The organism is Aeromicrobium sp., assembly GCF_023146395.1.
Classification (GTDB): domain Bacteria; phylum Actinomycetota; class Actinomycetes; order Propionibacteriales; family Nocardioidaceae; genus Aeromicrobium.
On record NZ_JAGLCD010000017.1, the window covers coordinates 1 to 22142 of the forward strand.

Consider the following 22142-nt stretch of genomic DNA (forward strand, 5'->3'; position numbering starts at 1 on the left):
GCAACCAACGTGCTGACCGGTTACACCTAGGCCGTCAGTCCTGTGGTGCCGCCCGCCGGGCCAGGACCCGGCCCACGGCCTCGAGCGCGTCGTCGAGACGCGCGCCACGGCCCACCGCGACGCCGACCAAGAACGTCGTGAGCGGCGCGGCCGGTCGCACGACGGCGTGCGCGGCGTCACCGGCCAGGTCCAGCACGACGCCGACCTCGACCTCCAGGTCCACGCCGAGCTCGCGACCCACGTCGGCGACCCACGCGGCCAGGACCGTGTCCTGGTCGCTCACAGGTGGATCCCGTGCCGGGCAGCGTCCTCGGGGTGGTCGACGTCGTCGACGCCCACGTGGACCTCGCGCACGGCCAGTCCCGTGACCAGCTCCCGCATGCTTCTCCCCTCCTGCGCGCCGCGCTGCGTGCGTGCCAAGAGCTCCGGGCCGGGGTACATCGCCAGCAGGTGCTGGCGGCGGCCGGTCGGGTCGACCGCGACCGCCGGCTCGCGCAGCGCACGTAGCTGCGCGAACGCCGCCACGACCTCGGGCACGTCACTCGCGAGGACGGCCACGAGGGGGGCCGGGTCGACCAGTGCCGCGAGTCCGGCCGCGACGGCCGCGGCCGGGCCCGCCCCGGGCGGGTCCTCGACGGCGTGCAGGGCGCCGTCGACCGGCGGTCGGTCGCCGACGACCACGACGCGCCGGGCGTCGGCGACGGACTCGAGCGCGTGCTCGAGCAGGGTCGAGCCCCGGTGCACCAGCGCCGACTTGTCGATGCCGCCCAGTCGCGACCCGCGGCCGCCCGCCAGCACGATCGCGTCGAAGACGAGTGGTGTCATGATGCTGATCATGCCCGATCCGTCACGCGCGAGCGCCGTCATCACCCGGAGCAGGCCGACGAGGTGGACCGCGTGATTCCCGCCGACTCCCTGGTCGAGGTCGAGGAGCACCAGGCGCGCATCCTCGACGCTGTTGTCCGGCTGACGACCGAGCGGGTCGACCTGCGGTCCGCGGCGGGACGCACGCTGGCCGCCGACGTGCTCGCCGCTCGCGACGTGCCGACGTTCGACAACTCGGCCATGGACGGGTTCGCGGTCCGGTTCGACGACGTCGCCGGCGTCGCGCCGGGACGCCCCGTCGTCCTGGAGGTCGTGGCCGACGTGCCGGCCGGGTCCTCCCTGGACCCCGCCCTGCTGCCGGGGCAGGCCGTCCGGATCATGACAGGCGCCGCCGTCCCCAGTCAGGCCGACACCGTGGTCGCGTTCGAGGACACGCAGGAGGGCCTGTCAGACGGCTCGGGACGCATCACCGTGCTCGCCGCACCCCGGGAGCGCGGCCGCCACGTGCGTCGTCGAGGCGAGGACGTCGCCGCCGGCGACCTCCTGCTGCGGGCGGGCACGCGCCTAGGGGCGATGCAGGTCGCCGCGGCACTCTCGGTCGGGCACGTCGCCATCGAGGTCGCCCGCACCCCGCGCGTCGCGATCCTGTCGACGGGTGACGAGCTCGTCACGGACGGCTCGGACCTGGCACCCGGCCAGATCCCGGAGTCGAACGGACCCATGCTCGCCGACCTCGCCCGGTCGGCCGACGCCACGGTCGTCCGGACGGGATCGGTCGACGACGACGACGCGTCGCTCCTGCGGGTCATCGATGAGCTCTCCGGGACCGCCGACGTCATCGTCCTGACAGGAGGTGTCGGCACGGGTGCCCACGACGTCGTGAAGTCGGCGCTCGGCAGCGCGGGCCTGATGGACTTCCTCCGGGTGCGGATGCAGCCGGGCAAACCGCAGGGCTTCGGCGTCACGGCGACCGGGCAGCTCCTGTTCGGCCTACCGGGCAATCCGGTCAGTGCCGCCGTGTCGTGGGAGGTCTTCGTCCGGCCCGCACTTCTCGCCCTCCAGGGACGGTCGGGGCCGTCCCACCGGAAGGTCCGGCTCCGCGCCGCCACGGCCTGGCCCTCGCCGCCGGAGCGACGACAGTACGTCCCGGTCACGCTCGACACGACCGACCCCGCCGCCTGGCAGGTCCGCCCCGCGTCGTCGGGCCACTCCGGGTCCCACCTCGTCGGTTCGCTGGCGCGTGCCGACGCGTGGGCCGTGGTCCCGGCCGGCGTCGACCGCGTGGAGGCAGGCGCCCTCGTCGAGGTCATGCTGACCGTCTGAGCGCCGCTCCGCCAGGTCATGGGGCTGATGCGGTCGCTGCCTCCACGTGCACCACACCGTCGCGCACCACGACCGGGTGCACCGCGACCCGCACGCTCTCGTCGTCGAGACACAGCCCCGTCCGGAGGTCGAAGACCTGTTTGTGCAGAGGCGAGGCCACCACGTCACGGTCGCCGCGGGTCCCCACGATGCCGCGCGACAGCACCGACGCCTGACCGAACGGATCGAAGTTGTCCAGGGCGAACACGTCGTCGGCGTACGTGCGGAACACCGCGACGACCTCGCCGTCGACCAGGGCCGTGACCCCGCCCTCGCGGTCGATGTCGTCCAGTCGGCAGATCGCGACGAGCCGCTGCATCGACGGGGCGGTCACGGCCGACCCACCGGGATCGAGGTCCCCAAAGAGACCGGACCCAGAGACACGGGGCCCGTGCTGGCCTCCGGCACGATCTGGTCCCGTGTGCTGCCGAAGCTGATGTTCGGGTCAGGGGTGTCGGGCGCGTTGACGAACGACACGAACCGGCGCAGCTTCTCCGGGTCCTCGATCGTGGCCTTCCACTCGTCGACGTAGGTGTCGACGTGGCGGGCCATCGCCTCCTCCAGCTCCGTGCCCAGCCCCAGGGCGTCGTCGACGACGACCTCGCGCACACGGTCGAGCCCGCCCTCCAGGCTGTCGATCCACGTCGACGTGCGCTGCAGACGGTCGGCCGTGCGGATGTAGTACATGAGGAACCGGTCGATCATCCGCACGAGCTCGTTGTCGTCGAGGTCCCCGGCGAGCAGCTGGGCGTGCGCGGGCACCGCGCCACCGTTGCCACCGACGTAGAGGTTCCACCCCTTCTCGGTTGCGATCACGCCGAAGTCCTTGCCGCGCGCCTCGGCGCACTCGCGGGCACAGCCGGAGACGCCACCCTTGAGCTTGTGCGGCGAGCGCAGCCCTCGATACCGCAGCTCCAGCGCGATCGCCATCGCGACCGAGTCCTGTACACCGAAGCGGCACCACGACGACCCCACGCACGACTTCACGGTGCGCAACGCCTTGCCGTACGCGTGCCCGGACTCGAACCCGGCGTCGACGAGCCGCTTCCAGATCGCCGGGAGCTGCTCGGTCCGCGCGCCGAACAGGTCGATCCGCTGCCCGCCGGTGATCTTGGTGTAGAGCCCGAAGTCCCGCGCGACCTCACCGATCACGATGAGCTTCTCGGGGGTGATCTCCCCGCCCGGGATCCGCGGCACGACCGAGTACGTGCCATTGCGCTGGATGTTGGCCAGGAACGCGTCGTTGGTGTCCTGCAGGACACGACGGTCAGGTGCGAGCACGTGGCCGTTGAGCTGGCTCGCCAGGACGCTGGCGACGACCGGCCGGCACACGTCGCAGCCGCGGCCACGTCCGTGCGCCTCGACGATCTCGTCGAACGTCCGGTAGCCATGGACCAGCACGACGTCGAACAGTTCGGCGCGGGTCATCGCGAAGTGCTCGCACAGCGACCGGTCGACGACCTTGCCCTGCGACGCGAAGTAGTCCTCGACGATCTTCTTGACCTGCGGCTTGCACGAGCCGCACGTCGATCCGGCCGTCGTGCAGGTCGTGACGCAGGCTGCGGACTCGCAACCGCCCTCGACCGCGCCCTCGATGTCGTCCTTCGTGACGGTGTTGCACGAGCACACGACGGCCTCGGCCGGCAACGTGACGCCCGGCGCGCCACTCGACGCCGGCAGGATGAGCTCCTCGGGGTTCTTCGGGAGCTCGATCCGACTCGAGACCATCGCACGCAAGGTGCCGTAGGCGCTCGCGTCACCGACCAGGACGCCGCCGAGCAGGTGACGTCCGTCGTCGCTGATGACGAGCTTCTTGTAGACCCCGGCGACGGCGTCGGAGAACACCAGGTCGATGCTGCCCTCGGTCGTGCCGTGGGCGTCGCCGAAGCTCGCGACGTCGACCCCGAGCAGCTTGAGCTTGGTCGACATGTCGGCGCCCGTGAAGGTGCCGGCACCTTCGAGCAGGGCGTCGACCGCGATCTCGGCCATCGTGTAGCCCGGCGCGACGAGGCCGTACATACGGCCCTGGTGCGCCGCGCACTCCCCAATGGCCCAGACGTGCGGATCGCTCGTGCGGAGCTGGTCGTCGACCGCGACCCCACCGCGCTCGGCCACCGCGAGCCCGGCCTGCCGTGCGAGCTGGTCGCGCGGACGGACACCCGCGGAGAAGACGACGACATCCAGCGGCACGGTCTCACCACCCGCGAACGTGATGCCCGTGACGTGCTCCTCGCCCTCGATGCGCTCGGTCGCGACGCCCGTGTGGATCGTGAGGCCGAGCTTCTCGACGTGGCGACCCAGGATGCGCCCGCCCGCCTCGTCGACCTGCGCCGACATCAGGCGCGGGTTCATCTCGACGACGTGGGTGTCGAGGCCGAGCTGGCGCAGCGCATTGGCGGCCTCGAGACCCAGCAGGCCGCCGCCGATCACGACGCCGGTGCTGGCACGGGCCGCCGCGTCCCGGATGGCCTCGAGGTCCTCGATCGTGCGGTAGACGAACGCGCCCTCGAGGTCGTGACCCGGGACGGGCGGCACGAAGGGTGCCGATCCGGTCGCGAGCACGAGCTCGTCGTAGCCGATCGTCTCCCCGTCGTCGAGCGAGACCGTGCGGGACGCCACGTCGAGTTCCGCGACGTTCGTGCCGAGCCGCAGTGTGACGCGGGGGTCCTCGTAGTCGCCGGACGGCAGCAGGCTGAGAGCGTCGGCGCCGACCTCGAAGAACGACGTCAGCGCGACGCGGTCGTACGCCGCGCGCGACTCTGCACCGAGGACGACGATGTCGTACGTCTCGGACAGTCCGCGTTCGACCGCGGCTTGCACGAAGCGGTGGCCGACCATTCCGTGGCCGACCACGACGAGGCGCTTGCGCAGGTGTGGACTCATCGGTTTCATCCCTTCACCAGTTGAGAGAGCAGGTTCGTGCAGGTCGAGAGGCAGCCACCGCAGCCGGTCGTGGCCCGGGTGGTCTCGCGCAGCTCCTCGAGCGAGGAGCACGCCCGGACGCGGCCGACGCTGACCCCGGCGCATGCGCAGACCTCGGCGTCGTCGGGCAGCTCGGGCGGCGCCGAGGGGCGGGGGGTCATCAGGAGCTCGCCCGGCTCGCCGGCCGCGAGGACCGTGCGCTGGTCGAAGGCCTGCGTGATCAGGCCGACGCGGGAGAGGTCGCCGACCAGCGTCGCGGCGACCACGACTCCACCGTCGACGACGAGCTTCTTGTGCGTGCCGGTCACGGGGTTGGAGACCTCGACGACCTCGCCCTGAGCGGTCTCGGGCTCCCCCAGGACGGCGACGTCCAGGTCGGTCGCCCGCAGGCGCGCCACCGTGCGGTGACCCGTGTACGTCGCGGGTGACCCGGCGAACCGGTCGCCCAGGATCCGGGCCTGCTCCCAGGCCGGCGGGACAAGACCGGGCGTGCGACCGGAGTGCTCCGCGCAGTCGCCAATCGCGAAGATGCGCGGGTCGGACGTCGCGAGCGTGTCGTCGACGACGACGCCACGCGCGGTGACGAGCCCGGCCGCGTTGGCCAAGCGGATGCGCGGGCGGCTTCCGGCGGTCAGCACGACGAGGTCGGCGTCGAGCTCGTAGCCGTTGTCGAGACGCAGCCCCGACGGGGTCAACCGGGTCGCCCGGACGCCGACGTAGACCGCCGTGCCGAGCTGCTCGAGGCTGCGCGCCAGGATACGGCCGGCCTGCGGGTCGACCTGGCGTCGCAGGACGTGGTCGCCGACCTCGACGAGCTCGGCGCGCATCCCCCGGACGCTCAGCGCACGGGCGACCTGGAGGCCGAGCAGCCCGCCGCCGACGATCAGCGCGCTGGAGGACGCCGAGGCGGCGGCGATCAGACGGTCGCAGTCGGCCAGGGTGCGGAACGCGTGCACGCGCTCGTCCATGACCCCGTCGGCGTCGACCAGGCCCCGGATCGGCGGCAGCTCGGGGACGCTGCCGATCGCCAGCACGAGCCGGTCGTAGGGCACCCGCTCACCGTCGGCGAGCTCGACCTCCTGCACGCTGCGGTGGATCGCGACGACACCGGCGCCCAGACGCAGGTCGACCGCGTGCGCCGCGTACCAGTTCGCGCTCCGCAGCGAGATCGCCCCGGGACGGTGGGAGCCCTCGAGCACCGCCGACAGCAGGATCCGGTTGTACGGCGTGCAGGTCTCCTCGCCCAGCACGGTCACGTCCGACACACCGTGCTCGACGAGTCGCTCGACGAGGGCCACGGCCGCCATCCCGTTGCCGATGACGACGGTCCTCATGTCGTCACCCCTCACGTCGACACCACGGCGGCGCACACCTTGAACTCGGGCATGCCGCTCGACGGGTCGAGCGCGTCCGACGTGAGCCGGTTGGCCCCGAGCCAGTGGAACGGGACAAAGATCGTGTCGGGCCGGATCGTCTCGACGACCCGGGCAGGGGCCCGCAGGACACCGCGTCGCGTGCGCACCGACACCGGGTCGCCGTCGTGGGCGCCGACCCGGAGAGCGAGGAACGGGTGCAGCTCGACGAACGGACCCGTGTCGGGCAGGTCCTTGATCCGCCGCGTCTGCGCACCGGACTGGTACTGGGCGAGCACGCGCCCGGTCGTCAGGTGCACGGGGAACTCGCCGTCGACCGGCTCGACGGGACCCGTGTGGTCGACCGCGACGAAGCGGGCCCGTCCGTCCGCGTGGAAGAAGGACTCCTCGAACAGGCGCGGGGTCCCGGGGTGATCGGCATCGGGGCACGGCCAGAACACGCCGTCCTCGGCGCGGATACGCGCGTAGTCGATCCCCGCGTAGTCGGCCCGACCGCCGGCGCTCGCCCGGCGGAGCTCGTCGAAGACCTCCTCGGGATCGGTCGGCCACGTCGACGCGGCACCGAGACGCTCGGCGATGCCAGCCATGAGCTCGAGGTCGGACCGCACGCCCTCGGTCGGCGTCACGGCCTGCTGGCGCAGGATGACGCGTCCCTCGAGATTCGTCATGGTTCCGGTCTCCTCGGACCACTGCGTCACAGGAAGCACGACGTCGGCCAGGGCTGCGGTCTCGCTCATGACGATGTCGGCCACGACGAGCAGGTCGAGCGCGGCGAGACGTTCGGCGACGCGCGCCGTGTGGGGCGCCGACACTGCGATGTTGGAGCCCAGCACGAGCAGGCTGCGCGGCCCGCCGTCGGTGCCCAGGCTCATGAGCAGCTCGTAGGCCGAGAGGCCCTTGCCGGGCAGGCTGTCGGGATCGACGCCCCAGACTCCCGCGACATGGGCCCGGGCGGCCGGGTCGTCGATCATGCGGTAGCCCGGCAGCTGGTCGGCCTTCTGGCCGTGCTCGCGGCCGCCCTGGCCGTTGCCCTGGCCGGTCAGACAGCCGTACCCCGCGAAGGGCCGGCCCGGCAGGCCCAGCGCCAGGGAGAGATTGACCCACGCCAGCACCGTGGCGGTGCCGTCGGCGTGCTGCTCGGCACCCCGGGCGGTCATGACCATGACACGGGGCGAGCTCATGAGGAGGCCGGCGAGCTCACGCAGCTGAGCGACGGCGACGCCCGTCACGCGCTCCACCCGCTCGGGCCACCACGCCGCCGCGGCGGCCCGGACGTCGTCGAAGCCCGATGTGCGGGCCGCGACGTACTCCTCGTCGACGCCCCCGGCGGCGTCGACGAGGTGCAACAACCCCAGGGCGAGCGGGAGATCGGTACCCGGCACGGGCTGCACGTGCACGTCGGCGCGATCGGCCGTGAGCGTGCGCCGCGGGTCGACGACCACGACGTGGGCACCGCGCTGCCGGGCGCGGTCGAGATGACGCACCGCCGGCGGCATCGTCTCGGCGAGGTTCGACCCCACCAGGACCACGACGTCGGCCTGCTCGACGTCAGCCAGGGGGAACGGCAGCCCCCGGTCGACCCCGAACGCCTGGTTGCCGGCACTCGCGGCCGACGACATGCACCAGCGGCCGTTGTAGTCGATCATCCGCGTGCCCAGGGCGACCCGTGCGAGCTTGCCCAGCTGGTACGCCTTCTCGTTGGTCAGACCCCCACCGCCGAACACCGCGTTCGCATCGGCACCGTGCTCGTCACGGATCGCCGCGAGCCGTTCCGCCACGACGTCGAGGGCCTCGTCCCACGACACCGCCGACCACACGTCCGTGGCCCGGTCTCGCACGAGCGGCGTCGTGAGCCGCTCGCGCGAGCCGCGCAGTCCCATGGCGGTCCAGCCCTTGCGGCACAGCGCACCCTCGTTGACCGGGAAGTCCTCGCGGGCCTGCACCTCCAGACGGCGACCCTCACGGACGAGGGTCATGCCGCACTGGAGGCTGCAGTACGGGCAGTGGGTGTCGGTCACTCAGACGTCCCGGTAGCGCGAGGCCGACCTGCGGAGGAAGACCGCCCAGGTCACGGCGGCACACACGACGTAGAAGGCCGTGAAGATCCAGAAGGCCGTCTTGGTCGCCGAGAGCGGGTCGCTGACCCACGGGCTGTTGAACGTGATGGGGATCAGGAAGCCGCCGATGGCCCCGATCGCGCCGACGATGCCCAGGGCCGCCGAGGAGCGCTTGCCCTCCGCGCGGAGGGCGTCGTCGCGCTCCGGCGTGCCCGGGCTCGTCGCGTGCTCGGCGTCGCGGCGGAAGATCGCCGGGATCATCTTGTAGGTCGAGCCGTTCCCCATGCCGCTGAACACGAAGACCAGCAGGAACGCCGCCAGGAACCACGGGAAGACGGCGGCATTGGTGTCGACCGCCGACCGCACCGCGTCGGGGAACTGGAACGCCGCGGGATCGGCGGCGATCGTCGCGAGCTGGTCCGGGGTCGGCGGCGCCGGCAGGGTCTGCAGGCGGCTCAGGGTCACCAGGACCAGGAGCGTCGACGCGATGATGCCGACGAACGAGACGAGCGTGATGCGAGCTCCACCGAACCGGTCGGCGAGCCGGCCACCGATCGGCCGGGCAGCCGAACCCACGAGCGCCCCGAGGAAGGCGTAGAACACGAAGTTGATCCCGATGCCCTCGACCCCCGGGACGGGCTGCCGCCAGAAGTTGAGCTTGATCAGCAACGGCATCGCGGCCGAGTAGCCGATGAACGAGCCGAACGTGCCGATGTAGAGCAGCGACATGACCTGGATCGGACGGTGCGTGATGACCCGGAGCTGCTCGCGCGGTCGCGACTCGACGCCCTCGATGTTGTCCATGAAGAAGAACGCGCCGAGCGTCGCCACGACCGCGAGCGCGGCGTACAGCCACGCCGCACGCTCGAGGTGGATGCCGCCCTCGCTCGCCTTCACGAGGCCGAAGATCCCGGCGCCGCCGACGATGACCGGCAGCAGGAACTGGATCAAGGCCACGCCCAGGTTGCCACCGGCCGCGTTGAGGCCGAGCGCGGCACCCTTCTTGTCAGGCGGGTAGAAGAAGTTGATGTTGGCCATCGAGGAGGCGAAGTTGCCCCCGCCGACGCCGGCCGTCGCCGCGATGAGGCAGAACGCCCAGTAAGGAGTGCCGGGCTGGGTCACGGCGTAGGCGAAGCCGAGCGTGGGCACCAGGAGCAGGGCCGCACTCATCATGGTCCAGTTGCGCCCCCCGAACTTCGGGACCGCGAGCGTGTACGGCACCCGCAGCAGCGAGCCGACCAGGTTCGGGATCGCGACCAGGAAGAACAGCTGCTCGGGCGAGAAGGAGAAGCCCTGCGACACCAGGAAGGCCGAGCTCACGCTCCAGATGAGCCAGACGGAGAAGCCGAGGTGCTCGGCGAAGATCGACCAGGCGAGGTTGCGCCGCGCGACACGGGCGCCGATCACCGTCCAGAAGGTCTCGTCCTCAGGTCTCCAGTCGCGGATCCACCGCCGTCGCAGGGGTGCCGGCGACGACGCGGTGTCGGACACCATGTCTGACACGGGGGGCTGTTGTTGCGTGGCGGTCATGCGGGCTCCTCGGTGCGAGTCGGTCGTACCGATCCTCGGAGTCCGTCATGTCAGCGGTCGTTCCCCCGCGTGCCAGTTGCGTCAAACCTTCCTCACGCGCCCGCAGGGGCGACTGTGAGCAGGAGGCTCAGAAGGCAGCGACACCCGCCTCCCGGAGCCGGGAGACGGGTGTCGGAGCGCGAGTGTCAGTGCCAGTCGATGGCCTGGGTGACGATGCCCCCCGGCTTCGCGGGGGCCGCGTCCGCCGGAGCAGCGACGCCCAGGACGGGCAGGACCGCGACGACCGCGGCGACGACGAGCTTCTTGACCATGAGACTTCTCCCCCGGGCTCTCGGACCGGGTCGTCGGTGACCCGGCCGCTCTGCCGATCCTGCCCCGGCCCGCTCGGGGGCGTCAAGGGCCCGTCGGTGACGTTCAGAGAACGGTGCCCCCGACGTTCAGAGAACGGTGCCCCCGACGTTCAGAGAACGGTGCTTCTGACGTTCAGAGAACGGTGTTGATGCCCCGCCCCGGGGGCGAGGACTCCAGCCACGACAGCAGACCGGTCAGGGCCGGAGGCGTCAGCGACAGCCGGAGGCGGCGCTCGGAGCTCACCAGGTCGACCACGATCGACCCGGGAGCGAGCACGTGCGCCTCGGCCGTGTCGGGGTGGCGCCGCCCCGTGATCTCGACGCCACGTCGCGGCAGCACGATCGACGGCCGCCAGGCGAGCGAGAAGGTGCGGTACCACTCGAGGTGGTCGTCGTGATAGACCGCGGTACCGATGGACCAGCCAGCCGCGCCCGCGTCACGGCGACTGATCGTGAGCTCGAAGGCACCCGCGCGCCGTTCGATCGATCGTCGGCGCACGACCACGAGCGCCAGCAGGACGACGACCAGGACGACGACGAGCAGGAGGGAGTCGACCAGCCACAGCCAGAGCGGCATGTGCGTCTTCTCCCTCCCGCGTCGTCGTCAGGAACGCTGCAGCACGCGCAGCTTGGCCTCGGCGCGCAGGGCAGCGAGATCGTCACCGTCGGCCGCAGCCCGCTCGAGCTCGGCGCGCGCGTCGGACTCCACGATCTCCTCGGCGAGGAAGGTGTCCTCGCTCAGGATCGACACCCGGTTGTCGGACACCGAGAGGAATCCGTCGCCGACCGCGGCGCGGACGCGCTCGCCACCAGCCGTCTCGATCTCGACGACACCCGGGACGAGCAGCGACAGCAGCGGAGCGTGGTTGGCCAGCACACCGAGGTCGCCCGACGCGGTGCGTGCGAGGACGCGAGCGGCCTCACCCGACCACACCACGCGGTCGGCCGCGACGAGCTCGACCTGGAGGGCCTGGCCCGATCCTGATGGGGCCATCAGAAGCTCTTCTGGATCTCGGCCCACTTCGCGTCGACGTCCTCGAGACCGCCGCACATGAAGAAGGCCTGCTCGGCCACGTGGTCGTAGTCGCCGTCGCAGATCTTGGTGAAGGCGTCGATCGTCTCGTCGAGCGGGACGGTCGAGCCCTCGATGCCGGTGAACTGCTTGGCGACGTACGTGTTCTGGCTGAGGAAGCGCTGGATGCGACGCGCGCGCGAGACGATCGTCTTGTCCTCCTCGCTGAGCTCGTCGACACCAAGGATCGCGATGATGTCCTGGAGCTCCTTGTTGCGCTGCAGGATGCTCTTGACCCGGTTCGCCGTCTGGTAGTGGTCGTCGGCGATGTAGCGCGGGTCGAGGATCCGCGAGGTCGACGTCAGCGGGTCGACGGCCGGGTAGATGCCCATCGAGGCGATCTCACGGTTGAGCTCGGTCGTGGCGTCCAGGTGCGCGAACGTCGTGGCCGGGGCCGGGTCGGTGTAGTCGTCGGCCGGCACGTAGATCGCCTGCAGCGAGGTGATCGAGTGACCACGGGTCGAGGTGATGCGCTCCTGCAGCACGCCCATCTCGTCGGCCAGGGTCGGCTGGTAGCCCACGGCCGACGGCATGCGGCCGAGCAGCGTGGAGACCTCCGAACCGGCCTGCGTGAACCGGAAGATGTTGTCGATGAACAGCAGCACGTCCTGCTTCTGGACGTCGCGGAAGTACTCGGCCATCGTCAGGGCCGACAGGGCCACGCGAAGACGCGCTCCCGGCGGCTCGTCCATCTGACCGAAGACCAGCGCCACCTTGTCGAGGACGCCGGCCTCCTCCATCTCGGCGATGAGATCGTTGCCCTCACGCGTGCGCTCGCCGACGCCGGCGAACACCGAGACGCCGTCGTGGTCCTTGGCGACGCGGGCGATCATCTCCTGGATCAGCACGGTCTTGCCGACGCCGGCGCCACCGAACAGGCCGATCTTGCCGCCGAGCACGTACGGCGTCAGGAGGTCGATGACCTTGATGCCGGTCTGGAACATCTCGGTCTTGGCCTCGAGCTGGTCGAACGCCGGGGCCTTGCGGTGGATGCCCCAGGTCTCGCCGACCTCGAACTCCTCACCCTCCTCCAGGTTCATGACCTGGCCGGTGGTGGTGAACACCTTGCCGAGCGTGCGGTCGCCGACCGGCACCGAGATCGGGCCGCCGGTGTCGATGACCGGCGTGCCGCGCACGACGCCGTCGGTGGGACGCAGGCTGATCGCACGGACCAGGCCGTCACCGATGTGCAGGGCGACCTCGAGCGTCAAGGTCTCCTTGGTGCCCGCGACCTCGGTGTCGACGTGCAGGGCGTTGTAGATGTCGGGCATCTGGTCGGCCGGGAACTCGATGTCGAGCACCGGGCCGATGACGCGCGCGACGCGACCCGTGGCACCCGAGGCGGGGGTGGTCTTCTCAACAGCTGTGGCAGTCATGTTCTCTCACTCCTGACCAGCGGTGGCGTCGGCCAGCGCGTTGGCGCCGCCCACGATCTCGCTGATCTCCTGGGTAATGCCAGCCTGGCGGGCCTGGTTGGCAGTGCGGGTGTACTTCTCGATGAGGTCCTGCGCGTTGTCGGTGGCGGACTTCATGGCCTTCTGGCGGGCCGCGAGCTCGGAGGCGGCCGCCTGCAGCAGGCAGTAGTAGATGCGGCTGTTGACGTACTTCGGCAGCAGCGCGTCGAGCACCTCGGAGGCCGAGGGCTCGAACTCGTACAGCGGAAGGAGCTCGTGGTCCTCGGGGGCCTCCGTGCCCTCGACGACCTCGAGCGGGAGCAGACGGATCACGTCGGGCTCCTGCGTCAGCATGGACTTGAACCGCGTGAACACGATGTGCAGCTCGTCGACCGGGCGCACCTCGACGTCGGTGGAGGCGCCGGACTCGACGTCCTCCCCCTCGGCGAACGCCTCGACCAGCACCTCACCGATCGTGCGCGCGTCCTCGTACTGCGGCTTGTCCGAAAATCCCGTCCACGACGTCACGTGGTCGAGGTCGCGGAACTTGAAGTACGCCACCGACTTGCGACCGGCGAGGTAGAAGTCGATCTCCTTGCCCTCGCTGCGCAGCTTCTCAGCCAGGCGCTCGGTCTCCTTGAGCACGCTCGAGGAGTAGGAGCCGGCCAGACCACGGTCGCTCGTGATGACGAGCACCGCCGCCCGCGTCGGGTTCTCCTTCTCGGTCGTGAGCGGATGGTCGACGTTCGAGAACGTCGCGACCGCCGAGACCGCACGGGTCAGCTCACGCGCGTACGGCGCTGCCGCCGCCGCGTGCTGCTGCGCCTTGATGATGCGCGACGCGGCGATGAGCTCCATCGCGCGCGTGATCTTCTTGGTCGCCTGAGTCGACCTGATCTTCGCGCGTAGCTCTCGTACCGACGCTGCCATGGTCAGCCCCGCTTCTGCTTGACGATCTGCTCCTGCTCGACGTCCTCGTCGTCCAGGGCCTCGACGTCCATCGTGCCAGGCTTGATCGACTCGCCCTCGCTGGTCTCGAACTGGTCGAGGAAGGACGTGTAGGCGTCCTCGAGCGAAGCGGCGGTGTCGTCCTCGAACTTCCCGGTCTCCCGGATCGCGTCGAAGATCCCGCTGTGCGAGCGCTTGATGTAGTCGAGGAACTCGCGCTCGAAGCGGCTGACGTCCTCGATCGGCACGTCGTCGACCTTGCCGTTCTGGACCGCCCACAGCGAGACGACCTGCTGCTCGACCGCGAAGGGCTGGTACTGCCCCTGCTTGAACAGCTCCATGATGCGCTGACCGCGGGCCAGCTGCGCCTTGGAGGCGGCGTCGAGGTCCGAGGCGAACATCGCGAAGGCCTCCATCGCGCGGTACTGCGCGAGCTCGACCTTGAGCGAGCCGGTGACGGCCTTCATCGACTTCTGCATCGCCGCGCCACCGACGCGCGACACCGAGATGCCGACGTCGACCGCGGGACGCTGGTTGGCGTTGAAGAGGTCCGACTGCAGGAAGATCTGGCCGTCGGTGATCGAGATGACGTTCGTCGGGATGTAGGCCGAGACGTCGTTGGCCTTGGTCTCGACGATCGGCAGACCCGTCATGGAGCCGGCGCCGAGGTCGTCGCTGAGCTTGGCGCAGCGCTCGAGCAGACGCGAGTGCAGGTAGAAGACGTCACCGGGGTAGGCCTCGCGGCCCGGCGGGCGACGCAGCAGCAGCGACACCGCGCGGTACGCCTCGGCCTGCTTCGACAGATCGTCGAACACGACCAGGACGTGCTTGCCCTGGTACATCCAGTGCTGACCGATGGCCGAACCGGTGTACGGCGCGAGGTACTTGAAGCCGGCCGAGTCGGACGCCGGAGCCGCGACGATCGTCGTGTACTCCAGGGCGCCGGCCTCCTCGAGCGCACCGCGGACACCCGCGATGGTCGAGCCCTTCTGGCCGATCGCGACGTAGATGCAGCGAACCTGCTTGCTCGGGTCGCCCGACTCCCAGAACTCCTTCTGGTTGATGATCGTGTCGATCGCGATGGCGCTCTTGCCGGTCTGGCGGTCGCCGATGATGAGCTGACGCTGACCGCGCCCGATGGGCGTCAGGGAGTCGATCGACTTCAGGCCCGTCATGAGCGGCTCGTGCACGCTCTTGCGCTGCACGACGGTGGGCGCCTGCAGCTCGAGCGCGCGGCGGCTGTCGGTCTCGATCTCGCCGAGGCCGTCGATCGGGTTGCCGAGCGGGTCGACGACGCGGCCGAGGTAGCCCTCGCCCACGGGGACCGAGAGGACCTCGCCCGTGCGGCGGACCTTCTGGCCCTCCTCGATGCCGGCGAAGTCACCGAGGATGACGACGCCGATCTCGCGGACGTCGAGGTTCAGCGCGAGGCCGAGGGTTCCGTCCTCGAACTCGAGCAGCTCGTTGGCCATGGCCGAGGGCAGACCCTCGACGTGGGCGATGCCGTCACCGGCGTCGGACACGATGCCGACCTCTTCGGTGCTGGCCGCGCTGGGCGTGTAGTCGGCCACGAACTTCTGCAACGCGTCCCGGATCTCTTCCGGACGAATCGAGAGCTCCGTCATGGTGTGCCTGCCTTACTGGGTGGGATGCGAGACTTCAGCCCGCGAGCTGCCGGCGGGCAGCCTCGAGGCGACTGGACATGGTGCCGTCGATCACGTCGTCGGAGACGGCGACCGCAAGGCCACCGATGACGGACGAGTCGACGACGACGTTGAGGTGGACCTCTCGGCCGTACCGGGCGGTGAGGGCCGCGGCGAGCCGGTCGTGCTCGGCCTGGCCGAGCTCGTGTGCGGTGCGGACCTCCGCGAGGAGGCGGCCGCGCCGCGCGGCGACCAGGTCGGCGAACCGCTGGAGCGTGCGCTCGAAGGAGGCCGAGCGCGCCCGAGCGGCCTGGCGGACGATGGCGACCGTGGCCGGCTGGACCTTGCCGTCCAGCACCGACCCGATCAGGTCGGCCTTGCCCGCGCCGGGGACCGACGTGTCGGACAGCGCCGACCGCAGCTCCGGGGCGGACGTGACCAGGCCGGCCACCGAGAACAGCTCGTCCTCGAGGGCGTCGACCTGACCGGCCTTCGCTGCGGCCGCCAGGATCGCGACGACCCCAGCGGTCTCCAAGGCGTCGGTGAGATCGCGACCCGCGCTCCACCGACTGCCGACCGCGGTGCGGACGACCTCGAGCGTGCTGGCCGCGACGGCCTCACCGAACACCGACGAGGCCAGGCCGCGCTTGGCCTCGTCCTCAGTCGACGGATCGGTCAGGACCCGGCGCAGCGCAGGAGAGCTGTCGAGCGTGGCGACGACACCGAACAGCTGGCTGCCCAGCTGCTCGCCCGCGTCGCCGCTCGCCTCGACCGCGGACAGCACGGCGTCGAGCGAGCTGCCGGAGACGCCACGCAGGTGGCCGGGGGTGGACGCGGACATCAGTTGGCCGACTCCCCTTCGAGCTCGGCGATGAAGCGCTCGACGGTGCGCTGGCTGCGCGCGTCGTCGTTCAGGGCCTCACCGACGATGCGGCCGGCGAGCTCGGTGGCGAGCGTGCCCACCTCGCTCTTGAGCTGCGCCACGACCTGCGCGCGCTCGGCCTCGACCTGCGCGTGCGCCGCCGAGGTGATGCGCTGAGCCTCGGCCTGCGCGTCGGCGCGCAGCTCCGCGAGGATCTGCGCACCCTGCTCCTTGGCCTCCTCGCGGATGCGAGCGGCCTCGTGCCGGGCCTCGGCGAGCTGAGCGTTGTACTGCTCGAGCGCCGCCTGCGCCTCCTTCTGCGCGGCGTGCGCCTCCTCGATGCCACCCTCGATCTCCGCCGTGCGGGCCGCGTAGGCCTTCTCGAAGCCGGGGACGACGAGCTTCCAGATGAGGACGAGGAGCAGCAGGAAGACGGCTGCGCTCAGGACGATCTCCGCGGCGTGCGGGATGAGGGGGTTGAGCTCCTCACCCTCGGTGGCCGCGACGAGTCGGGTCGAGATCATGCGTGTGCCTTCTGTCGGAGTCGGTGGCTGGTGCTACGGACTAGAGAACGAACGCGAGCGCCAGGCCGATGATGAAGAACTGCTCGGCGAGCACGAAGCCAAGAATCGCGAGCTGACGCAGCGTGCCCTGGGCCTCGGGCTGACGGGCGACGCCGGAGACCAGCGCGGCGAAGATCAGACCGACCGCGATACCGGGGCCGATGGCGGCCAGGCCGAGACCGATCATGTTCAGGTTGCCATCCACGGCAGTTCCTTTCGTCGTCGGCACGGTACGTCCGTGCCGATGTACAGGTGGGAATGTGAAGTTGTGTCGGTGCGGCGACCGACGGGCCCGATCCGGGTCGGATCAGTGCTCGTCGGCGACCGCCTCACCGATGTACATGGACGCCAGCAGCGTGAAGACGTACGCCTGCAGGAACATCACCAGGATCTCCAGGAAGGTGATGCCGACGAAGAGGATCGCCGAGGCGATGCCCGCAGGGATGGCCAGCGCGTTCTCGGAGTGCAGGAGCAGGTACTCCGCGCCGAGCGAGAACAGCAGCAGGAGGAGGTGCCCGGCGAACATCGTGGCGAACAGACGCAGGGTCAGCGTGACCGGGCGGAGCAGGATGTTCGAGAGGAACTCCAGGGGCACGAGCAGCAGCAGGATCGGGCCCTTCATGCCGGCGGGGACCGTCTCGTGCTTGAGGTAGCCCACGAAGCCGTGCTGCTTGATGCCGGCGCCGTTGTAGACGACCCAGGTGATCAGCGCGAGGGCCAGGGGGAAGCCGATGTGCGACATCGTCGGGAACTGCACGACCGGGATCAGACCGTAGTAGTTGTTGACGAAGACGAACGTGAAGATCGCGAACAGGAACGGCACGAAGCGCTGGAAGTCGTGCGACCCGATGTTGTCGCGGGCGATGCCGTTGCGGACGAAGCCGTAGGCCATCTCGCCGGCGAACTGGAGCCGGCCCGGCACCACGGCGGCGGGTCGCGCCGCGGCGGCGAACAGGGCGACGATGAGGACCGCTGAGATCAGCAGGAGCACCATGGGCTTGGTGACCTCGAGCGCGCCGATCTCGAAGATCGCGGGAAGATTGAAGTCGGCCGGACCGGGGCTCGGCGGCGTGGAGGCTGCGGAGAGCGTGGAGGCGAGGATCACTCGGTCTCTTCCTTAATCATGGCGCGGTCGCGCGACGAAAAGTCGCGATCCGGGCTTACGGCCAGCGTCATCAGCGGGTCCGGTCGGGCATGCCTGCGGGCCGCTGCGGGAAGGCTATCAGGCCCTCTCCGCGAACTCCTACTCGAGGTCGTAGATCGGGGTGCGGGAGCGTCGGACGGTCGTCAGGTGCAGGCCGATCCAGGCCACGGCGGTCACGACCATGGCGATGGCGACGGCCTCGCGCGTGAGGTGCTGACCGATCCCGTCCTCGTCCAGCAGGACCGCCAGCACCACGATCGCAGCGACCGCCTTGACGGTGAAGAAGCCGAGGGCGATCGGCAGGGACGCCATCGGGCTCTTCTTCGCGAGCGGGTCGAGCAGGCCAGGGCTGGACCCCAGGAACGCGACCACCAGGATCCCTCCGACGAGGCTCCCGTAGACCGCCTCACGGCCCCCGACGATCCCCGCGACGACCGCGGTGACGGCGATCAGGGCGAGGCACGGCACGACGACACGGCGCACGATCTGCATGCCGCCATCGTCCCATCCCCCAGGGTCGCGGCGAACAGCCGCCGTGACCCCAGCCACCAGATGTGCGCTGAAATGCGCGGTTCGCCGCCCTCCAGAGTGCACATCTGGGCGCAGATCTGGGTGCGGAGGTCAGGCTTTCAGGGGCCGACCTTCGAGCTGAGCTTGGGCGCCAGGATGATCGCGATGCCACTGAGCACGAGCAGCACCAGGAAGGCCACGATCGACTGCCAGCCGCTGAGCAGGCTGACGACGACGCTGCCGAACGCGACCAGCCCGGCCACGGCGTACATCGACAGCACGGCCTGCGGATGGGAGTGGCCCATCTCGAGCAGCCGGTGGTGCAGGTGCATCTTGTCGGGACTGAACGGCGACCGACGCTCGCGCGTGCGCCGCACGACCGCGAGCACCATGTCGACGAACGGGATCGCCAGCACCATGAACGGCAGGATCAGCGGGAGCAGGGCGGGCAGGAAGTTCGCGTCCGCGTCGCCGACGCCCTGCGCGAGGCTGCTGGGCGGGAACTGACCCGTCAGGCTGATCGACGAGCACGCCATGACGAACCCGATCAGCATCGAGCCGGAGTCGCCGATGAACATCTTGGCCGGGAAGAAGTTGTGCGGCAGGATCCCCAGGCACACGCCGGCGAGCGCGACTGTCAGCATCGCCGCGGCGATCGCGCGCGTCTCGCCGTTCTCGACCGCGAGGATGAAGGCGAACACGAAGAAGGCGATGGCCCCGATCGCGACGATGCCGGCGGCGAGTCCGTCGAGGCCGTCGACGAAGTTGACGGCGTTGGCCGATCCCACGATCAGCACGATCGTCAGGAGCATCGCCTGGGCCTGGTCGAGCCCGATGAACGTGCCCGGCAGGGGGAGGTAGACGAACTGCACGCCGAGGGCCACGACCACGACCCCCGCGAGCACCTGGCCCGCAAACTTGGTGAGGGCGTCGAGCTCGATCAGGTCGTCGACGACGCCGACGGCGCAGATGAGCGCTCCCCCGGCCAGGATCGCGCGCACGTCGTGGAAGACCGTGGCATCGGCCGAGCCGAGGAACGGCAGGCGTTCGGCCAGGAGCGTGGCCGCCAGCAGGCCACCGAGCATCGCGGGCCCGCCGAAGTACGGCGTGGGCACGGCATGGACGTCGCGGTCACGCACCCGCGCCTGCGCGCCGACGCGCACCGCCACGAGCCGCGCGATCGAGGCCAGGAGGTACGTGACGCCGAGGGCGATGCCGAAGACCGCGAGGTACTCACGCACCGGCCGCTCCCCCGGCCGGTGCGGGCTCGATCGTGTTGTTGAAGCGGTGCAGGTCGGCCAGGTCGATGGCCCCCTGCCGCAGGACGCGCGGGGTCGGGCCCGTGACGTCGAGGATCGTGGACGGCACGCCACCGGGTGAGGTGCCCCCGTCGAGATAGACCGCGACGGAGTCGCCGAGCTGCTCCTGCGCCTCGGCGGCGGTCGTGGCGGCCGGCTGACCGGTGCGGTTGGCACTGCTCACCGCGAGCGGCCCGGTGGCGCTCAGCAGCTCGCGGGTCACGGCGTCGTCGGGCACGCGGACCGCGACGGTGCGGTGGGTCTCGCCGAGGTCCCAGTCGAGCGAGGCCTGCTGGTGGCACACGATCGTGAGCGCCCCGGGCCACAGCTCCTGCGTCATGCTGCGCAGCCACCCGGGCACCTCGGCGACGAGGGCCTCCAACGTGGACGTCGCGCCGATCAGCACGGGCGGGGGCATCGTGCGGTCGCGCCCCTTGGCGTCGAGCAGCCGTTGCACCGCGGCGGGTGAGAACGCGTCGGCTCCGACGCCGTAGACGGTGTCGGTGGGCACGACCACGAGCTCACCACCGCGGACGGCGGTACGGGCCGCCTCGACGCCGTCGCGCCGCTGTGCGTCGTCTCGGCAGTCAAAGATCACGACGTCATGGTAGGCGAGGGCGGTCAGACCAGGCCGTGAGCCGCACCGGCGATCAGCACGAACCTCGCCGCACGCCCCACGAGGACCGAGGTCGCGAACACGACGACCCGCATCCGGGAGGCACCAGCGAGCACCGCGACGGCCAGCAGCGGAGGCACGCCCACGAAGGCCGAGGCCAGCACCGTCACGATGGCCCGCAGCGGGTCGTCGAGCCAGCCGATCAGCACGGCCCCCACCCGCTGGACCAGGCGGGCCAGCCGGCCGGTGCGCGGCTCGCGCGCCGGGCGGCGGCGACTCAGGTCGCGTCCGGCCCGCGCCGCCTGGAACAGGACGACCTTGCCCACGACGGTCCCGATCGAGAGCGCGACGACCATCCACACGACGTCCATGCCGTCGAGGAGCAACGCCGTCGCGGCGACGTAGGCCTCGGCGTTCAGCACCGGGATGAGGGCGGAACCGATGCCGTAGGCCAACGCGGCCAGCACCACCGCGGCCGTCGTCACACGGCGACCTCGCGGCTCGCCTCGAGCTCGCGGATGCGCCGGACCACACGGCGGGCGCTCCAGGCCTTCACCGACAGCTGGGCGATCACGATCACGAGGGCCAGCGGCAGCGATCCCACGACGACGGCCACGATGATGCCGATGTTGTTGAGCGCCTTGGCCGGGTGGGACCAGTTCAGTCGGTACACCAGGTCGTCGACCACGGCGAAGTAGTTCGGGCTCACGATCGGCCACAGCAGGAACGACAGCGACAGCAGGCAGTCGAGCACCATGAAGTTGAGCAGGAAGATCCCGACCGGCACGGCGAGGTCCGGCTGCAGCAGGATCAGGTTCGCGGCGCAGACGGCGGTGCACAGACGGTCGCTGAGGATGTCGTGCACCGCGCCGGCCCGCGTCTCCTGACCGAGCAGCCGGGCCGCCAGACCGTCGGCGCTGTCACCGAGGTAGTAGACGAGGTACGCCGCGACGACCCACGGCAGCCGGTCGTCGCTCTGGAGCGCGACGAGGGCCAGCGCGAGGCTGACGACGGTGCGGACGACGGTGATCGCGTTGGGGACCGTGAGGAGGGGGCCGATGCCGTCGGCGACCACGGGTGTTCGTGCCACACGTGGACCCTACGCCGCGCGCCGCCCGTGCGAGCGGACCCGGGTGCCGGTTCAGGACACCGCCTGGTGCAGCACGAACGCGATCGCGAGGTACTGCAGGGTCCGACCGATGAACACCATGAGCGAGAACAGCCACATCGGCTGGCGGGAGGCGCCGGCCAGGATCGAGACGATCGCGAGCGGCGGAACCATGAACGCCGACGACACGAACACGGTCGTGGCACCGAGGTAGGGCCGGTCGAGCAGCCCGAGCAACCAGTTGCTGAAGGTCCGGACCCGGGCGGTGAACCGGTTGCGCGGTGGCCCCGGCTCCCGCTCGCGGCGGCTCAACCGCCGCCGCCCCTTGCGCGCGAGGTCGAAGACCACGACCTTGCCCAGCACCGTGCCGACGCTCAGCGCCATGATCAGCCAGAACAGGAAGACCGGACTCTCGGTCAGCGTGCCGAGCACGATGACGTAGGCCTCGGCATTGAGGAACACCGGCAGGATCGACGAGCCCACGCCGAAGGCGAATGCCGTCGCGACCAGCGCGAGGTCTCCCATGACCGGCAGGCTATCGGGAGCGCCGGACCGGGCTCAGCAC

At 70.6% G+C, this 22142-nt stretch carries 24 protein-coding genes; 1 reads left to right on the forward strand and 23 read right to left on the reverse strand.

Annotated elements, in window-relative coordinates:
- Positions 1–34: 34 nt before the first annotated feature.
- Both KAG51_RS11920 and KAG51_RS11925 read right to left on the reverse strand, forming a co-directional pair.
- On the reverse strand, positions 35–283 hold the full coding sequence (locus tag KAG51_RS11920; protein ID WP_290583940.1) for a DUF6457 domain-containing protein: 249 nt from the start codon (positions 281–283) through the stop codon (positions 35–37).
- On the reverse strand, positions 280–936 hold the full coding sequence (locus KAG51_RS11925; protein WP_290583942.1) for an NTP transferase domain-containing protein: 657 nt from the start codon (positions 934–936) through the stop codon (positions 280–282). The genes KAG51_RS11920 and KAG51_RS11925 overlap by 4 nt, the downstream gene beginning before the upstream one ends.
- On the opposite strand from KAG51_RS11925, the gene glp reads away from it, so the two are divergent.
- Positions 898–2148, forward strand: a complete 1251-nt coding sequence (gene glp, locus KAG51_RS11930) for a gephyrin-like molybdotransferase Glp (RefSeq protein WP_290583944.1) — start codon at positions 898–900, stop codon at positions 2146–2148. The two genes, KAG51_RS11925 and glp, sit on opposite strands and share 39 nt — an antisense overlap.
- Before the next feature lie 16 nt (positions 2149–2164).
- Here glp and nirD read toward each other — a convergent pair whose 3' ends face one another.
- The 21 genes from nirD to KAG51_RS12035 form a co-directional block, all read right to left on the reverse strand.
- Positions 2165–2521, reverse strand: a complete 357-nt coding sequence (gene nirD / locus KAG51_RS11935) for a nitrite reductase small subunit NirD (protein WP_290583946.1) — start codon at positions 2519–2521, stop codon at positions 2165–2167.
- Positions 2518–5070, reverse strand: coding sequence for a nitrite reductase large subunit NirB (nirB, locus tag KAG51_RS11940; protein WP_290583948.1), 2553 nt, complete (start codon positions 5068–5070; stop codon positions 2518–2520). The genes nirD and nirB overlap by 4 nt, the downstream gene beginning before the upstream one ends.
- A 5-nt stretch (positions 5071–5075) precedes the next feature.
- Positions 5076–6443, reverse strand: coding sequence for an FAD-dependent oxidoreductase (locus tag KAG51_RS11945; protein ID WP_290583950.1), 1368 nt, complete (start codon positions 6441–6443; stop codon positions 5076–5078).
- Between the two features lie 11 nt (positions 6444–6454).
- Positions 6455–8500, reverse strand: a complete 2046-nt coding sequence (locus KAG51_RS11950) for a molybdopterin oxidoreductase family protein (RefSeq protein ID WP_290583952.1) — start codon at positions 8498–8500, stop codon at positions 6455–6457.
- Complete coding sequence (locus KAG51_RS11955; protein ID WP_290583954.1) at positions 8501–10069, reverse strand: nitrate/nitrite transporter; 1569 nt, start codon at positions 10067–10069, stop codon at positions 8501–8503.
- A gap of 185 nt (positions 10070–10254) precedes the next feature.
- Positions 10255–10380, reverse strand: coding sequence for a hypothetical protein (locus KAG51_RS11960; protein ID WP_290583956.1), 126 nt, complete (start codon positions 10378–10380; stop codon positions 10255–10257).
- Between the two features lie 172 nt (positions 10381–10552).
- Positions 10553–10996, reverse strand: a complete 444-nt coding sequence (locus KAG51_RS11965; RefSeq protein ID WP_290583958.1) for a DUF2550 domain-containing protein — start codon at positions 10994–10996, stop codon at positions 10553–10555.
- Positions 10997–11023: 27 nt separating this feature from the next.
- Positions 11024–11413 (reverse strand): F0F1 ATP synthase subunit epsilon, encoded by a 390-nt coding sequence (locus tag KAG51_RS11970; protein WP_290583960.1) that lies wholly within the window; start codon positions 11411–11413, stop codon positions 11024–11026.
- Positions 11413–12867, reverse strand: coding sequence for a F0F1 ATP synthase subunit beta (atpD, locus tag KAG51_RS11975; protein WP_290583962.1), 1455 nt, complete (start codon positions 12865–12867; stop codon positions 11413–11415). The genes KAG51_RS11970 and atpD overlap by 1 nt, the downstream gene beginning before the upstream one ends.
- 6 nt (positions 12868–12873) lie before the next feature.
- Positions 12874–13815: a F0F1 ATP synthase subunit gamma gene (locus KAG51_RS11980; protein ID WP_290583964.1), complete on the reverse strand. Its 942-nt coding sequence runs from the start codon at positions 13813–13815 to the stop codon at positions 12874–12876.
- A 2-nt stretch (positions 13816–13817) separates the two neighbouring features.
- Positions 13818–15458 carry a F0F1 ATP synthase subunit alpha gene (atpA, locus tag KAG51_RS11985; protein ID WP_290583966.1) on the reverse strand — a complete coding sequence of 547 codons (1641 nt, stop codon included), beginning with the start codon at positions 15456–15458 and terminating at the stop codon, positions 13818–13820.
- 34 nt (positions 15459–15492) lie between these two features.
- The gene (locus KAG51_RS11990; RefSeq protein ID WP_290583968.1) at positions 15493–16317 is read right to left on the reverse strand and encodes a F0F1 ATP synthase subunit delta; all 825 of its coding nucleotides are present in this window, start codon (positions 16315–16317) and stop codon (positions 15493–15495) included.
- Positions 16317–16862: a F0F1 ATP synthase subunit B gene (locus KAG51_RS11995; protein WP_290583970.1), complete on the reverse strand. Its 546-nt coding sequence runs from the start codon at positions 16860–16862 to the stop codon at positions 16317–16319. The genes KAG51_RS11990 and KAG51_RS11995 overlap by 1 nt, the downstream gene beginning before the upstream one ends.
- Before the next feature lie 40 nt (positions 16863–16902).
- A complete protein-coding gene (locus KAG51_RS12000) occupies positions 16903–17106 on the reverse strand; it encodes an ATP synthase F0 subunit C (RefSeq protein WP_290583972.1) in 204 nt (67 codons plus the stop codon).
- 102 nt (positions 17107–17208) lie between these two features.
- Positions 17209–18006 carry a F0F1 ATP synthase subunit A gene (gene atpB, locus KAG51_RS12005; protein ID WP_290583974.1) on the reverse strand — a complete coding sequence of 266 codons (798 nt, stop codon included), beginning with the start codon at positions 18004–18006 and terminating at the stop codon, positions 17209–17211.
- Between the two features lie 138 nt (positions 18007–18144).
- Complete coding sequence (locus KAG51_RS12010; protein ID WP_290583976.1) at positions 18145–18537, reverse strand: hypothetical protein; 393 nt, start codon at positions 18535–18537, stop codon at positions 18145–18147.
- Positions 18538–18674: 137 nt separating this feature from the next.
- Entirely contained in the window at positions 18675–19796 is a 1122-nt protein-coding gene (locus KAG51_RS12015) for an MraY family glycosyltransferase (RefSeq protein WP_290583978.1), read from the reverse strand.
- Positions 19789–20451: an L-threonylcarbamoyladenylate synthase gene (locus tag KAG51_RS12020; protein ID WP_290583980.1), complete on the reverse strand. Its 663-nt coding sequence runs from the start codon at positions 20449–20451 to the stop codon at positions 19789–19791. Before KAG51_RS12020 ends, KAG51_RS12015 begins: the two co-directional genes overlap by 8 nt.
- 23 nt (positions 20452–20474) lie before the next feature.
- The gene (locus KAG51_RS12025; RefSeq protein ID WP_290583983.1) at positions 20475–20954 is read right to left on the reverse strand and encodes a VTT domain-containing protein; all 480 of its coding nucleotides are present in this window, start codon (positions 20952–20954) and stop codon (positions 20475–20477) included.
- Complete coding sequence (locus KAG51_RS12030) at positions 20951–21559, reverse strand: CDP-alcohol phosphatidyltransferase family protein (protein WP_290583985.1); 609 nt, start codon at positions 21557–21559, stop codon at positions 20951–20953. Before KAG51_RS12030 ends, KAG51_RS12025 begins: the two co-directional genes overlap by 4 nt.
- 51 nt (positions 21560–21610) lie before the next feature.
- The gene (locus KAG51_RS12035; protein WP_290583987.1) at positions 21611–22102 is read right to left on the reverse strand and encodes a VTT domain-containing protein; all 492 of its coding nucleotides are present in this window, start codon (positions 22100–22102) and stop codon (positions 21611–21613) included.
- Positions 22103–22142: the final 40 nt, after the last annotated feature.